The organism is Nocardia acididurans, from assembly GCF_016741815.1.
Classification (GTDB): domain Bacteria; phylum Actinomycetota; class Actinomycetes; order Mycobacteriales; family Mycobacteriaceae; genus Nocardia; species Nocardia acididurans.
The window spans coordinates 1-14,574 of the sequence record NZ_JAERRJ010000030.1 but is presented as its reverse complement, the minus strand read 5'-3'; the positions used below and the strand labels follow the sequence as shown (position 1 = coordinate 14,574).

The 14,574-nt window shown below is 62.5% G+C and carries 12 protein-coding genes and 1 pseudogene; 11 read left to right on the top strand and 2 right to left on the bottom strand.

What is annotated here, in order from left to right:
• The first annotated feature begins 7 nt into the window (after positions 1–7).
• The 9 genes and pseudogenes from JK358_RS38440 (at position 8) to JK358_RS38400 (ending at position 11,910) form a co-directional block, all read left to right on the top strand.
• Positions 8–4,084, top strand: coding sequence for a non-ribosomal peptide synthetase (locus JK358_RS38440; protein ID WP_232852610.1), 4,077 nt, complete (start codon positions 8–10; stop codon positions 4,082–4,084).
• 29 nt (positions 4,085–4,113) lie between these two features.
• Positions 4,114–4,809, top strand: a complete 696-nt coding sequence (locus JK358_RS38435) for an aspartyl/asparaginyl beta-hydroxylase domain-containing protein (protein ID WP_201958732.1) — start codon at positions 4,114–4,116, stop codon at positions 4,807–4,809.
• Between the two features lie 1,187 nt (positions 4,810–5,996).
• On the top strand, positions 5,997–6,656 hold the full coding sequence (locus tag JK358_RS38430; RefSeq protein ID WP_201958730.1) for a hypothetical protein: 660 nt from the start codon (positions 5,997–5,999) through the stop codon (positions 6,654–6,656).
• A 214-nt stretch (positions 6,657–6,870) separates the two neighbouring features.
• Entirely contained in the window at positions 6,871–7,866 is a 996-nt protein-coding gene (locus JK358_RS38425; RefSeq protein WP_201958728.1) for a hypothetical protein, read from the top strand.
• A 39-nt stretch (positions 7,867–7,905) separates the two neighbouring features.
• Positions 7,906–8,097: a hypothetical protein gene (locus JK358_RS38420; protein ID WP_201958726.1), complete on the top strand. Its 192-nt coding sequence runs from the start codon at positions 7,906–7,908 to the stop codon at positions 8,095–8,097.
• Positions 8,098–8,250: 153 nt separating this feature from the next.
• Positions 8,251–8,592: pseudogene (locus tag JK358_RS38415) on the top strand (TerD family protein); the annotation flags it as partial.
• 293 nt (positions 8,593–8,885) lie between these two features.
• Positions 8,886–10,250, top strand: a complete 1,365-nt coding sequence (locus tag JK358_RS38410) for a hemolysin family protein (RefSeq protein WP_201958724.1) — start codon at positions 8,886–8,888, stop codon at positions 10,248–10,250.
• Positions 10,243–11,265, top strand: coding sequence for a CNNM domain-containing protein (locus JK358_RS38405; RefSeq protein ID WP_201958721.1), 1,023 nt, complete (start codon positions 10,243–10,245; stop codon positions 11,263–11,265). Before JK358_RS38410 ends, JK358_RS38405 begins: the two co-directional genes overlap by 8 nt.
• Positions 11,266–11,328: 63 nt before the next feature.
• A complete protein-coding gene (locus tag JK358_RS38400; protein WP_201958719.1) occupies positions 11,329–11,910 on the top strand; it encodes a TerD family protein in 582 nt (193 codons plus the stop codon).
• A gap of 73 nt (positions 11,911–11,983) precedes the next feature.
• Here JK358_RS38400 and JK358_RS38395 read toward each other — a convergent pair whose 3' ends face one another.
• Both JK358_RS38395 and JK358_RS38390 read right to left on the bottom strand, forming a co-directional pair.
• Entirely contained in the window at positions 11,984–12,691 is a 708-nt protein-coding gene (locus JK358_RS38395) for a VTT domain-containing protein (RefSeq protein WP_201958717.1), read from the bottom strand.
• Between the two features lie 58 nt (positions 12,692–12,749).
• Positions 12,750–13,418, bottom strand: a complete 669-nt coding sequence (locus JK358_RS38390) for a TerD family protein (protein ID WP_372440813.1) — start codon at positions 13,416–13,418, stop codon at positions 12,750–12,752.
• Between the two features lie 347 nt (positions 13,419–13,765).
• Here JK358_RS38390 and JK358_RS38385 point away from each other — a divergent pair, with 347 nt between their 5' ends.
• Together JK358_RS38385 and JK358_RS39790 are read left to right on the top strand one after the other, a co-directional pair.
• The gene (locus JK358_RS38385) at positions 13,766–14,164 is read left to right on the top strand and encodes a helix-turn-helix domain-containing protein (RefSeq protein ID WP_201958715.1); all 399 of its coding nucleotides are present in this window, start codon (positions 13,766–13,768) and stop codon (positions 14,162–14,164) included.
• A 93-nt stretch (positions 14,165–14,257) separates the two neighbouring features.
• Positions 14,258–14,574: hypothetical protein (locus JK358_RS39790; RefSeq protein ID WP_232852609.1), on the top strand; the 317-nt coding region annotated here is incomplete at its 3' end.

The window sequence follows — 14,574 nt, the reverse complement described above, 5'->3', positions numbered from 1 at the left end:
GAGCCTCATGAACCTAGATATCGAGGTAAGGCTGGTATTCCAACAGCCGACCGTCGCAGGCCTCGCCGGGGCGATGCAAGCCGAAGCAAACCTCAATCAGCGTCCCGAACTGACAGTCCGGGAACGCCCGCGACTGTTGCCGCTGTCATACGCACAAAACCGACTATGGTTCCTCTCCAGGCTGGAGGGACCATCCTCTACCTATAACATCCCGTTGGTCTTACGGCTGACCGGTGCAATCGATCCGAACGCGCTGGGCATGGCGATTACCGATGTCGTTACCCGACACGAGGCCTTGCGCACCAGGTTCCCCGACATCGACGGCGTCGCATACCAACACATCGTCTCTATCGACCACCTCGATGTGGGCTGGCAAGTTATCGACGCAACCGAATGGTCCCGGAGGCGATTGGACCAGGAAATCACCGTGGCGGTGAGCTACGAATTCGATCTAGCAGCGGAGATCCCCGTCCGTGCGACGGTATTCGACGTCGGTGCCGATCATCGAGTGCTGGTGTTGCTGGTGCATCACATCGCTGGGGATGGTTGGTCGTGGGCGCCTTTGATCCGGGACGTGGCCACCGCCTACCGGGCGCGGTGTGAGGGTCGGGTGCCGGACTGGTCTCCATTGGCGGTGCAGTACGCCGATTACACGCTGTGGCAACGGGAATGGCTAGGCGACCTCGACGAAACCGATAGCGCGATCACCACACAACTCGACTACTGGCGTCACGCCTTGGCCGGGCTCCCAGACCGTTTGGAACTTCCCACCGACCGCTCATATCCCACGGTGGCAGATCCGCGGGGCGGCACTGTGAGTTTCGAATGGTCGCCACGGTTCCAGCAACGACTGCTCCAACTTTCACGCGAGCATGACGCGACCGTGTTCATGGTCGTCCAAGCCAGCTTGGCGGTAATGTTGTCCAAGCTCAGCGGCCAAGACGATGTGGCGGTCGGCTACCCAATCGCTGGACGCACCGACGAGACACTGAATGATCTGGTCGGATTCTTTGTCAACACCCTCGTGCTGCGTACCGACCTGGCCGGGGATCCCACCTTCACCCAAGTACTCGATGGGGTGAAAGAACGCTGCATGCAGGCCTACACCCACCAAGACGTGCCGTTCGAAGTAGTCGTGGACCGCCTGGCGCCCACACGCTCGCTGAGCCACCACCCACTATTCCAAGTCATGCTCACGTGGCAGAACAACACCACAACCGGCAACGGAATCGATACCGCGACCGGGCATTTCACCGAGGTGGACATCGCCCCGATCACGGTTGCCACCGGCACCGCCCGTTTCGACCTGACCTGGACCCTGACCGAGCACGTCGATCCCGACGGACGTCCCGCCGGAATCACCGGCACCCTTGGATACCGCTCCGCTCTGTACGACCGCCGCACCATCGAATCCCTAGTAACCCGATTCGAACGGGTACTTACCGCCATCACCGACAACCCGGACACCCGAGTGAGTTCGATCGACCTACTCGACGACACCGAACGCCGCCAGCTCGCCGCGTGGGGCAATCACGACACGATCGCTACGCCAAAACCAGGAGCTTCTGTACCCGAACTGTTCGCAGGACAGGTGCGGGTACGTCCGGATGCGCCGGCGATGGTGTTCAACGATCGGTCGTGGACCTATCGGGAGCTCGATGAGGCGTCAGGCCGGTTGGCCGGGTTGCTGACCGATATGGGTGTAAGCGTCGGGGATCTGGTCGGATTGGCTCTACCGCGTTCGGAATACGTGATGATCGCGGTGATGGCGGTAGTGAAGATTGGTGCGGGGTACGTGCCGATCGACCTCGCCTATCCCGACGAGAGGGTCCAATTCATCTTGGCCGATGCCGCACCTGCGGCGACCCTCACCACAACTGAGCACCTCGACCGAATCACCCTACTGCAACCACAGATTCGACCCGATTCCGTCATTGATGTCACTGACCCCCGCATCGATACGCACGCCGTAGCCGTATTGCCCTATCCCGCACCACAACACACCGCCTACGTCATCTACACCTCCGGCACCACCGGCGTTCCCAAGGGCGTTGCCGTCACTCACACCGGTATCGCCAACCATGTCGCTGCCCATGTCGAACGGGCCGCGATCACTGCTGACAGTCGAATCCTGCAGTGGGCTCCCTTGTCTTTCGACGCATCGGCGGGGAACCTTTGGTTCGCCTTGCTGACCGGAGCTGCCGCGGTGTTCCCCACCGAAGAACAAGCGACGCCTGGTCCAGGGCTAGTAGATCTGCTGAAGCGGCAGAGGGTTTCCCACTTCAAGTTGACGCCCTCGACACTGGCGGTACTCTCTCCCGACCAGCTCGAGGATGTTGTGCTGATCGTGGGTGCCGAACTCTGTTCAGCGCAGTTGGTGGACCGGTTCGCGCCGGGACGACTCATGGTTCATGAGTACGGCCAGACCGAGACGACGGTGAACATCACAATCAGCCGACCATTGCTGGCGAATTCTGGTGTGCCCTCAGTCGGCTGGGCTATCTCGGGGGCAGCGTTGTTCGTGTTGGATTCCGGACTGCGCATGGTTCCGGTCGGCGTCGCGGGCGAGTTGTACGTCGGTGGGATCCAAGTGGCTCGCGGCTATCACGGTCGGCCAGGACTGACCGCGTCGCGGTTTGTTGCCAACCCGTTCGGGGGTATCGGGGACCGGTTGTATCGCACTGGGGACCTCGTGCGCTGGAACGGTGCTGGAGAACTGGAGTTCGCGGGGCGCGTCGACGACCAAGTCAAGATCCGCGGGTTCCGGATCGAACCAGGTGAGGTTCAGGCAGTACTGACAGCATGTCCAGGGGTGGCTCAGGCGGCGGTGGTAGCCAGCCACAAGGTTCCAGGAGACCCGCAGCTGGTCGGATACGTCGTGGCCGAGGCAGGTGTGGTCGACCCGGTCCAGGTACGCCGGTTCGCGACGACTCGGTTGCCGGAGTTCATGGTTCCATCGGCGGTGATGGTGGTCGATGCTTTGCCGTTGACGGTGAACGGGAAACTGGACAGACGAGCGTTGCCAGCGCCGGAGTTCGCGTCAGGTGTGGCGTATCGAGCGCCATCGACGCCGCTGCAGGAAGCCCTCGTGTCCATCTTCCGGCGTGTGTTGGGGGTCGAGAGGATCGGGATCGACGATTCGTTCTTCGATCTGGGCGGCAACTCTCTGACCGCGATGCGAGTAGTCGCAGGCGTACGTGACATGTTGAACCTCGACATGGAGGTGCGGTTGATGTTCCAGACACCGACAGTCGCGGGTCTCGCCAGTCTGGCAGTGTCGATGATGGCCGCGGAAGACCAGCAGATCGCCCGGCTCGAGCCTGTTGAAGTAATTCAAGAAGCTTCAGGAACTCCTTTGTTCTGCATCCACCCTGCAGGTGGAGTGACCTGGCCGTACTGGTCCTTGAGAGATTTCTTGGACTGCCCCATCTTCGGCATAAGGCAGCTCGAAACTGGTGGCGAATCTCGACCAAACTCAATCCACAACATGGCAATCGGTTACGTCGACCTGATCAAATCAAGCCACCCGATCGGGCCGTACAACCTCCTGGGGTGGTCGGCCGGAGGGATCATCGCTCATGAGATTGCGAATATTCTCACCCAACGGGGAGATACCGTTCGGCACCTCATCATCCTGGACGCATATCCCGAACGGATGCAAAAATCCCCTGAAGGGGATAGCGAGCTCCTGGGGGAGAGGATACTCCGGGAGTACCTACTTGATAACGACATCCATCTTCCGGTCCAACCGGAGCCGTTTACATATCAGAACGTTACTGAAGTAGCCGAACGATCCGGTATGCAGAATCTGATTCCTCCGGCGTGGTTTTTTGACTCCATAATCGACAACCGTCGCTGGTATCGGGAATTGAAATCAAATCACAATCTTGAGGTATTCCCTGGCGATATCGAAATAATTATTGCGAAACAACGCGAACTGCATTCACCCGAGCAAACCGGATGGCAGCCGTACGTCGCTGGACGGGTCAACGAATATCCAGTCGACTGCAGCCATTCAACAATGATGCAGAAAGAATCGCTGCGTCTGTACGGTCCTCACCTGCGCAACGTTCTTCAAGATTGAGTAGTATCGGAACACATCGGAGTATAGTTGTGAATTTGTTGCCCCTTCTGGGAAAGATCAGCGTCTGGTTTTCCCGCACGGCCGGTGGGGATAGTCGACCAGCGTTCTATGACATCGATCAAACCTACCCTGCATTGCGTGTAATTGACGCAGCATATCCAGCCATCAAGCGCGAAGCTGAGAAGGTGCTGGGTGAGAATGTCGATCTTCCCCAATATCATGATCTGGACCCTGGTCAGACCGCAATATCCGCAACAACGCCCAGAAAGTGGAAGGTATACTACCTCTGGAGCATGGGAAAGTGGGCGGAACCCAACGCGACGAGATGCCCCGAGACGGCGGCGGTGTTGGCGCAGGTGCCGAATCTGTTTCAAGCATTCTTTTCCATTCTTGAGCCTGGAAAATCTGTTCCCCCGCACCGCGGATATGCTGGATATCTGAGGTATCACATCGGCCTGGTGGTGCCGAAAGTTGATCCACCGAGCATTCGGGTTCGCGACGAATGGCATACATGGCAAGAGGGCCAGAGCGTCCTGTTCGATGATAGTTGGGAACATGAAGTTAAAAACAATAGCAACGGCGATCGAGTAGTTCTAATCGTAGATGTTTTGCGCCCCATGCCAATGCTGCAAAACATAGTTAACATGGCAATTTCGTACGCGGGAAGAATCACCTACCGTCGAAACGTCATGTCCAAGGTCGCCGACTTCGCCAATCACCGGTAGTTTTGGCTCAGGATGGGAGGCAGAGGCGCAAGTCTCGGACTGCGTTGATGGCGTCGTTCATCGATCAGTTGCTGGAGTTCAGGTGGCGGGGGGCGATGTTCGACCAGGCGGTCCAGCAGCGCCGTAGTGTGAGTGCGGGTGTCAGCCAGGCGCGTACTGCTCGGGTTGTCCTAGACCACTTGACCTGACCCCATGAATTCGGTCCAGGTGGACCGAATCACGGGGTCCCGTCACACTGGAGAACTCGCTGATTGTGAGGGACCGGGAGGGGCCTCTCTCCAGGCACCTGGGCGCTCTAGCCCCCGCCGCCCAGCGTGCTGCTGACCCTCGGTCGAGCAGATCAAGCCGTCGGCTACGGCCAAGCCCCCCAACTACGCGACTACTGGACCTGTCTCGGTGTCGAGGTCACCTTCAGCACCTACCGCGGCCTCGAACACCTCCCCGCCTCCCTACCGTCGGCCACCACGTAAGACAACCAGACGCCGTGATCTTGCGGCGTCGACTGGTGTTTTCCGTTGATATGAATGTCGGGTTCGTGCGCGAAGACGGAGCCGTCCTGTCAGCGTTCACTCATTCCCGGTACCCGCGTTCTACGTGGTAGCACTAGGTTGCCGACGACCGCCTATTGATGCCCCGAGGGCGGAGGATCGAAAGATATTCGGCCTGGGGCCATACCATGCCCACCTGCACAGAAACGTCACGCTATCCCCGCGCTGAGTTTCAGGGTCGCCATGATCATCTGGCAGCGCCTCGTTCGGGGCTTTGGCAACCCGCGAAGCGCACAGGTCTGGACTGCTGCAACCCCACCCGTCGCTGACGACGGCGGGGCCTGCATGTCGGTGCGATCCGTCGAGTACGAGGAGTAGCACGAACAGTGTTCAAGGTCGCACTGTGACCCAGATTGTTGGCCTGCGAGCGGAGAATGCGTGTTTATGCGCTGGGCAGAACCAACGCTAGAGCTCGTTCGCCAGCACTTGAACACGAATATTCGGGCTTCGATCAGTGAAAATGGTGCGCCATCAGGGACTTTGACACATTTTGTCCGCCTACAGACAGGCTGTAGGGGTTCATGCGCTAGACGCTAGCCCTCGGAAAGGGGCCGGTCAAGCGGCCCTGCTGGCCGGCCGGTGGGGCGAGCGCGGGGGCCGCCTTGTCCAAACTGCCACCCATGATCAAGTGAGCCTGAAATGATCGATGGGCTGGTGCCGGCTGGGACATTGCCGCTCGGCACCGCCCATGGGAGTGGGTGGAAGGACGGTCTGACTGTGCCAATTGACAGGGCCTACGTTCAGCGAATCGAACAGCGGATCGTCGAGCGGGCGATCGAGGGCCTCCGGTTCGAAGGCATGGCACCGCGGCCCCAACTCCATTTCATTCTCGAGGACCGACCCGAACCCCACGCGGGCTATGTCATGTCCCGCTTCTACCACCGCGGCGCGGACGCCCATGCCGCCATTGCGGGACTCGGCCGTGCGGCGGCCGCGATCTGCTCAACGCAACTGGTGCTGATGTGGGAGGAATGCGATTTGCGTGCTTCCTTGTTCGGCGCAGGTGACCATCCGGATGGGATCGTCACAGTGGACGCCACGTTCGACGACCACATCCTGACTTGGCGACCCTACGAAGTGGTTTTCGGACCGATCGGGTTCCGTGGCGTACCGACCGTCCAACCACGATGGGGCGATGTACTGCAACTTCCCGGAGCGCCTTTACCCGGACCGATCCTCGACCTTCTGGCTGCCTGGCGCACACAGCTTACGACGCTGGATCCAGCCGTAGAACTTCCGGCGATGCAGCGTTCCGGATACGAATTCCGTTGGTATGTCTACGACGAAGAAGGACCGTGAACTGCACATTCACGGCGATATCCCGGCTCATGACAGAGCGGGCGTGGGTTCGGACGACGAGGAGCGGGTAGTCGCCGAACGAACGGCCGAGGCCTCGCGTCGGATGGCACTGCGACCGCTACCCGGTGGGTACCGCGCGCCGTTTACCGCTCGCAGTCCACAGCAAGGTATCGAGATGGCACTACGCAAACCAATCCTGATCAGAATCGCGACGGTGTTCGGATCCCTGATGGTGGTTCCGGTGATGGTGGCCACCAGCGCCTCGGGTGCGCCACCACCCGAACCGGACCCGGACCCCAACGCCGCGATCAAATGCATCGACGAAGTGACCAGCGACAAATCCTTCTACGGTGGTCCCCGCGCCTCCGATGCCTACGACAACCGATTCACCGACAGTCACACTATCCCGCACCTGGATTCACATGTCCCGCAGGGCACAGCCACCTGGTCGAACTGGAAGGGCGAGGACGACCTGATCCTGATCACGTCGTATGTCCCGGGCAGTGACGCGAATTCGTATATCAGTGCACTCGATGCCGAGAGCGGCAAGCTCGTCGGCACCGCCGAAGTCGATGCGTCGCACGTCGGCGGTATCGCGGTCTTCGAGGAACAGGGCTGGGCCTTCATCGTCGGCGATGGGGAGAAGTCGGTCTGGAAGTATCCGCTCGACAGATTGCGTCAAGCCATTGAGAACTCCTCGCATATCGCCAAGGAGGGCGGCGATATCGCCGTCGCGGGCGGCTCCAGCTTCCTGACCAGCCATGGCCCCAGCGACACCCTGTGGACCGGTTCGTTCGAGCCCGACAAGCGCGGAGAGATGTACTCCTACAAGGTGAACACCAACGGCGAGCTCTCCGGACGCGACGGCCCGTGGGAGGTACCGACCAAGACCCAGGGGCTCGTGGTCACCGACGAGGTGTTCCTCTACAGCACCTCCTACACCCGCCCCAATCGCAGCAACATCTACGCGGTCCGGCGCGGTGAGGGATCCACCGAGCTCGACACCGCACGCCTGCGCTGCTTCCGCGCCCCCTCCATGTCCCAGGGCTTGACCGTGTTCGGCGACCACGCCTACCTGGCCTTCGAATCCGGCGCGGCCTTCTACCGCAAAGACCCCGACAACCAGCCCAGAAACATCATCGAACACCTGCACAAGGTCGAAGTCGCCGAGCTGGAAGCACTTCCACCACGCACCGCCCCGACGCGATAAGCCCCGCGTGAACAGCCCATACAGGATCGGAGGATCATCATGCGAAAAGCGACCAGGAAACCGACCGTTATCGAGCTGGCGCTCTTGGTAGTCGCCCTCGTCATAGGATTCGGGATCGCCACCTACTGGGGCAACCTCATCGCCGGGATCGCCGTCGTGATCGCGATCGGTATCGCGGCTTCCGAGCTCTTCTACACCAAGAAGCAGCCGCCCGCAGCCGGACACCGATAACTTCTTGTCCCACTGTGCTTTTGGCTACGCCGCAACGGGTAGAACCATGAAGGGGCACCGAAACCGGGAAGCGGTCAAAGTCGACCGGCTTCTCCTGCTGGCGATCCGAAACGCCGAACTCGTTACCGCCAGAACGTGTTCGCGCGACAGGCTTTCCCTCATCGGGACTCGCCAGAGGGTGCGATCGAGCACGCCGGTGACAACCGCACCGGCGAGGACGAGGGCGACGACGAGGTCATCAATGTCGACCTGGCCACCACCCCTGCGACCATCGAGTCGATCGTGTTCCCGGTCTCGATCTACGATGCGGCTTCGCGGAGTCAGAGTTTCGGGCAGGTGCGCAACGCCTACATCCGGGTTGTCGACCGCGCTAACGGCACCGAGTTGGCCCGCTACGACCTGAGCGAGGACGCCTCCACCGAGACCGCGATGGCGTTCGGCGAGCTGTATCGCAATGGCGCGGAATGGAAGCTCCGCGCGATCGGGCAGGGCTATCCCCGGGCGGGGGTAGACGCGCCCACGCCCTCGTCCGGCGGGGCCTCGACATCGACTGTCGCACAGGTGATATGGAGATTCTCATGCAGAATCGACACCGACTCCGGGGTCGATGAGCGCCTCCACGTCACCATCGGCAGCGAAGACCATACAGTTGAACGTGATAGTCTCAAGCGCGCCACCCGTCCGATTCGATATCGAAACGAGCCGATGAGACGCGCCAAGCGCAAATATCGAATACCCAACCTGCCCCGTGCTGAGCACAGCCCTGCCTTCGCGAAGGAGGTGGAGTCGTGCTCACTGCGCTGAGTGTTGGATTCGGTATCTTGGTCGTGCTGGCGATCACCGCGTTGACGGGTTATTTCGTCGCTCAGGAATTCGCGTACATGGCCGTGGACCGCTCCCGGCTCAAGGCCCGCGCCGAAGCCGGAGACGCGGCCGCGCAACGCGCGCTGGGGGTGACGCGGCGAACGTCATTCATGCTGTCGGGCGCGCAGCTTGGCATAACCGTCACCGGACTGCTGGTCGGCTACGTCGCCGAACCACTCATCGGACGTGGACTGGGCGAACTGCTCGGCGGGGTCGGCATACCCGCCGGCGTCGGGATCGCGATGGGTGCTGTTGTGGCCGTGGCCTTTTCAACTGTCGTGCAAATGGTTTTCGGCGAGCTGTTCCCGAAAAACCTCGCCATCGCCCGCCCTGAGTCGGTCGCGCGCCGGCTGGCGCTGTCGACCACCGTGTATCTGAAGGTCTTCGGCTGGCTCATCAAGCTGTTCGATCAGTCGGCGAACGTGTTGTTGCGCGCCTTGCGCATCGAGCCGGTCCACGACGTGGAGCATTCGGCGACCGCGCGGGACCTCGAGCACATCGTCGCGGCCTCGCGGAACGCGGGCGAACTGCCTCCGGAACTGTCCACGCTGCTGGATCGCATCCTTGATTTCCCAATGCGCACAGCCGAACACGCCATGATTCCCCGGGCCCGGGTGGACACGGTCTCCGATGACGCCCTGGTAGGCGAGGTCCGCGAGCGAATGAGCACCGGCCACACGCGCTATCCGATGATCGGTGAAACCAGCGACGACCTGCGCGGCATCATCCACCTGCACGACCTGCTCGACGCCGACCCATCGGAGAAAGCGCTGCGCCGGGTCCGTGCGGCGGTCATGGTGCCCGAATCGCTCCCTCTGCCCGGCGTTGTCACCGTCCTGACCGAGGCGAAACAGGAGATGGCCCTGGTCGTCGATGAGTACGGAGGCTTCGCGGGCATGATCACCGTCGAGGACATCGCCGAGGAACTCGTCGGCGAGATCGACGACGAACACGACCCCGAGGCCAACGACGACGTCGTCGCCGTGGACGGTGGCTGGCTCGTCGCCGGTGATCTGCACCTGGACGAGGTGTCGCGTCTGCTGGAACTCAAACTGCCCGAGGACGATTTCGAAACCCTGGCCGGTCTGGTGATCGCCCGCTTCGGCGCGCTACCCGAGGTCGGCGACAGCGTCGAGATCGACCTCGAGCCCGCGACCGCGGTCCGATTGACCGACGATCCGCAACCGCGGCGCTGGGTCCTGGCGCAGGTCCGGCAGGTGGACAAGCGGGTGCCGTCCCGCGTACTGATCACCCCGCACACCGGCGAGGAGGTGGGCACCGATGAGTAGCCCCTGGGTCGTCGCGGCGATCACGCTGGGATTGATCGCCGCCAGCGCGTTTTTCGTGGCGGTGGAGTTCGCACTCATCGCCGCGCGTAAGCATCGCCTCGAGGACGCCGCTGCGACCAGTGCGCCCGCGCGGGCCGCGCTGCGCAGCGCGTCGGAGCTGTCGGTGCTGCTGGCGGGCTCGCAGTTGGGCATCACCGTGTGCACGCTCGCCTTGGGAGCGATCACCAAACCCGCTGTGCACCACTGGATCACTCCGGGCATCGAGGCCCTCGGTGCGCCACTGTGGATCGCTGACGTCGCCGGATTCGTCCTCGCGCTGATCGTGGTGACCTTCCTGCACCTGGTGGTCGGCGAGATGGCGCCCAAGTCGTGGGCCATCGCGCACCCGGAACGCTCGGCGATCCTGCTGGCGATTCCGATGCGCGCCTTCATGTGGGTGACTCTCCCGCTGCTGTCGGTGCTCAATCGGCTGGCGAACTGGTGCCTGGTGAAGGTGGGGGTCACCCCCGTCGACGAGGTCGACGCCGGACAGAACCCCGCCGCGCTGCGCCACCTGATCGAACATTCCGCAACTGTGGGCACGCTCGACGAGCGCTACCACGGAAACCTCTCCGCCGCACTGGAACTCGAAGCGCTTACCGTCGGCGACATCGTGCGCCCCAACACCGCGCCCAGCAGTGTCGCCACTGATGCGGACCTCCATGCGATTCAACGGGTTTCGCGTGAGACCGGTCATCTGCGCCTGTTCGTTCGCGACGGCGCGGATCTGGCGGGGGTGCTGCACGTGCGCGACAGCATGCGAGCATCCACCAGCACGACGGCCCGCGATCTCATGCGCCCGGTGCTGCGCTTCGACTCCGCGGTGCCCGTGTACGAGGCGCTGCGCATCATGCGCGAATCCCGCAGCCATATCGCCGTGGTCGCCAACCCCGACACCGGCGCGCTGATCGGCCTCGTCACGCTCACCGACGTCCTCGAACGTCTGCTACCCGCCACCGGCTCGGCCGCTGCCTGACCGGGCCGAATGCGTGAAAATCACTGCGTCGCAAGGTATCACCGCCAAGAGATAGGTTGATCGATGATTACGCTGAAGAAGGAAGACGGTGCCGCCGATCTGGCCGGCATCACCAAGATGAGCGTCGGGGTCAGCTGGGACCCCTCCGCAGGAGCCAGCGGCGGGCTGCTGGGCATCGCGCGCCGCAAGAAGGGCGTGGACCTAGATCTGGTCGCGATTCTCATGCAAGGCAGCGAACCTGTGCGTTTCGCCGGCCTGGACTCCCTCGACCCGCTCGGCAACAGCTCGGTCCTGCACACCGGTGACGAGCAGACCGGCGCCGCCTCCGGCGACGACGAGACCGTCCATGTCACTTTCGCCGATGTGCCCGGTGGCATTGACGCGATCATCTTCGTCGCGGCGGCGTTCAAGAAGGGCAGCTCGTTCGACAAGGCCAACAACATTTCGTTCAAGATCTACGACGCCTCCGGCGGTGGCGTCCAGCAGGTGGCCGACATCTGGCCCTCGATGCTGGGTGCCGACAACGCCAACGCCATCGCGCGCGCCTTCCGCAACGGCCCGGCCTGGCAGCTGGAAGTCCTCGACCGCAAGGGCAAGATCAAGCAGGGCGATATGCAGGCCCTGCTGCGCTTCGCCATGCAGTAGCAGGCCGACGGCTGAGTCCCTGCCCGCCCCGTGCCGAAGCACTTGCGGGCAGGGTTTTTCGCGCACGGCCTGACTAGGAAACCGATTGGGTGACCGGGTCCGCCGACTGCTCGCGCCGTTTGGCGAGACCGCGTTTGGCGACCTCGACGATGATCGGCAGCACCGATACGAACACGATGAGCAGGAAGATCAGGTCGATATTGTCGCGGACCACCGCGATCTGCCCGAGCAGGTAGCCCAGATAGGTGAGCCCCGCACCCCACAGCACGCCACCGAGGATGTTGTAGGCGACGAACACTCGGTACTTCATCCCGGCCGCGCCAGCCACGACCGGCGCGAAGGTGCGCACGATGGGCACGAAACGCGCCAGCACGATGGTGATCGGGCCATGCTTTTCGAAGAAGGCGTGCGACTGCTCGATATAGGACTTCTTGAAGAAGCGCGCCTGGTCATGCTTGAACAACCTGGTTCCGCCGCGGGCCCCGATCAGGTACCCCACCTGATCACCCGCCACGGCGGCGACCGGAATGAGCAGCAACAGCACCTCGATCGGCGCGAACGGCGCGATCTCGGTCGACTTCGACGCCGCGATCAGACCAGCGGTGAACAACAGCGAGTCACCGGGCAGCAGCGGAAACAGCAGACCGGACTCGATGAACACCACCGCCAGCAGGCCCACCAGCATCCAAGTGCCGAACGAGTTGAGCAGATTCACTGGATCCAGAAAACCGGGCAGCAGAGCCAGATTCACGCTCGCCGAGTCCGTGGCAGAGAAACTCATCTGTATCGACCGATCCGTGCGAAGACAGAACCAACAGCCGAATCGGTTGCGATGCCACTCATTTGCTACCCGCCGCCCACTTCATGCCCCACCCGTAGGCGCGGTCCAGGTCGGCCTGGTTGCCGGTGATGTAGTCGACCTCACGCCGCACGCTCAACTCCTGCCCGGTGCTGGTCAACAAGGCGACTGCGCAGATCCGCGCACCATCGACCGGCGAGTCCAAGCACACCTCCACACGCGGCCCCGCGCTGGGGTACATCGTCACCTTTCCGTCCAGCGTCGCCCAGTTCGGCGCTCCTTCGTAGATCATGGCGAAGATCAGGATTCGCCGGAACACCTCGGGCCGTTCGAGATTGATGTGCAGGTTCTCCCCGCCTGTGGTCGCGCCCGTTCGGTCGTCGGCGTCCAAAGCCACGAACGGCGGGCGGTCCAGCGCACCGAAGCTGTTGCCCAGGGCCTGGATCACGCCCTTGCTGCCGTCGGCGAGCTCGTACAAGCACCCTAGGTCCAGGTCGACACCGCCGCCGACGCCCGCCAGCTTCGCCAGAAAGCCCCTCTTCCGCGGCGCGGTCGAGCTCCAATTCAGGTTCACTCGCATCGCGCCGTGGTCTACGCCCGGTTTGGTCAGTGTGACGCTTCGCGCGGACTTGGTGAGGGTCACTGTTCCCGAATCTGTTCCTGGCGAGGGCATCCGCCCAGCCTCGGACTTGGTGTAGTCGATTCCCACCTAGTGGTCTCCTTCGGTCGGTACAAGCTCCGGAACAGATGGACTACGGGTCACGAGAATCCCCGTTGGCTGCCCCGACTCGTGCCGGGCCTGCGGCCACCCGAGTACCGGATCGCAATGGTGTCGGCACGGAACTAGACAGCACCGCGCGTGAGCGGCGGGGAAGTCGCAGAACCCACCGCGCAATCCACAGTAGCACGTAACACTGTAAGGTTGTTCTGTGTGTCCCGGCCGCAACGTGGCTGGAACGGGCCGTCGAGTGACGGTAATGTGATTGCGGCTCGTTGCCCGGGCAGCGGCACGGGCCGCTGCATGCTTGAGTGTTCTGTCGCGTCCGGGAGGTGCTGATGTCCGAGGGCCTGGTAAGAATCGGAGAACTCGCCTCCCGCGCCGAGGTCAGTTCCCGCACCATCGACTACTACACCGGCCTGGGGCTGCTTGTCCCCGCCGAACGCACTGCGGGCAACTACCGGCTCTACGATCCCGCCGCCGTCGACCGCATCCACCTCATCCAACGCTTGGAAGCACAAGGCATCTCGCTCGAGGAGATCGCCACCGCCCTGAACTCCCAGCCCGAGGACATCGGTGAACTGCTCGCCCGCATCGACACCGACCTGAAGTCCCTACAAACCGCCGCCGAAGTCGCGCCCAGCGAAATAAACGGCCTGCTCAGCATCATCGCCGCCCGCGTACACTCCCTCATCACCGTTGCACTCCAGATACCCCCAAACCTCCCGATGCTCTGACCGGCGGCAATCGCGGGCCGCGCGACTCACGCGACGCGGGAGCGCCCGTCTAAACTGACCGAGGGCCACCGGCGAACATGAGTAGCCCGCTTCGTGACTACCCTGACCCGGTGCGGCAGCTGCTTTGAACGCGAGTTGCGGGCCACGGCGCCAGAGCTGACGCTGGAAGGCATGAAATACACGGATTCGCGAAATACGCAGTCTCGCAACAAAACCAGATTGCCGAACCGTGGCAGGCCTGCGGCTGAGGCCATGGAGTCCGCACATTCCCAGGACTGGGCAGAACGGGGTGTGCTGGCAGCGATCGGCATCGGGCGAATCGTGTGGGGCGTGTTGACCGCGCTCGCCTCTCGCCACGTTCACCGTATGGGGAACCTCGACTACCCCGGTCCCGACCAAGGGGTCTGGAT

What these genes read in the sequence shown, in the direction of transcription:
- JK358_RS38400 (WP_201958719.1), top strand. Translation starts at nt 11,329, where the DNA reads ATGATTACGCTGAAGAAGGAAGACGGTGCCGCCGATCTGGCCGGCATC.
- JK358_RS38430 (WP_201958730.1), top strand. Translation starts at nt 5,997, where the DNA reads ATGATCGATGGGCTGGTGCCGGCTGGGACATTGCCGCTCGGCACCGCC.
- JK358_RS38385 (WP_201958715.1), top strand. Translation starts at nt 13,766, where the DNA reads ATGTCCGAGGGCCTGGTAAGAATCGGAGAACTCGCCTCCCGCGCCGAG.
- JK358_RS38440 (WP_232852610.1), top strand. Translation starts at nt 8, where the DNA reads ATGAACCTAGATATCGAGGTAAGGCTGGTATTCCAACAGCCGACCGTC.
- JK358_RS38420 (WP_201958726.1), top strand. Translation starts at nt 7,906, where the DNA reads ATGCGAAAAGCGACCAGGAAACCGACCGTTATCGAGCTGGCGCTCTTG.
- JK358_RS38395 (WP_201958717.1), bottom strand. Translation starts at nt 12,691, where the DNA reads ATGAGTTTCTCTGCCACGGACTCGGCGAGCGTGAATCTGGCTCTGCTG.
- JK358_RS38405 (WP_201958721.1), top strand. Translation starts at nt 10,243, where the DNA reads ATGAGTAGCCCCTGGGTCGTCGCGGCGATCACGCTGGGATTGATCGCC.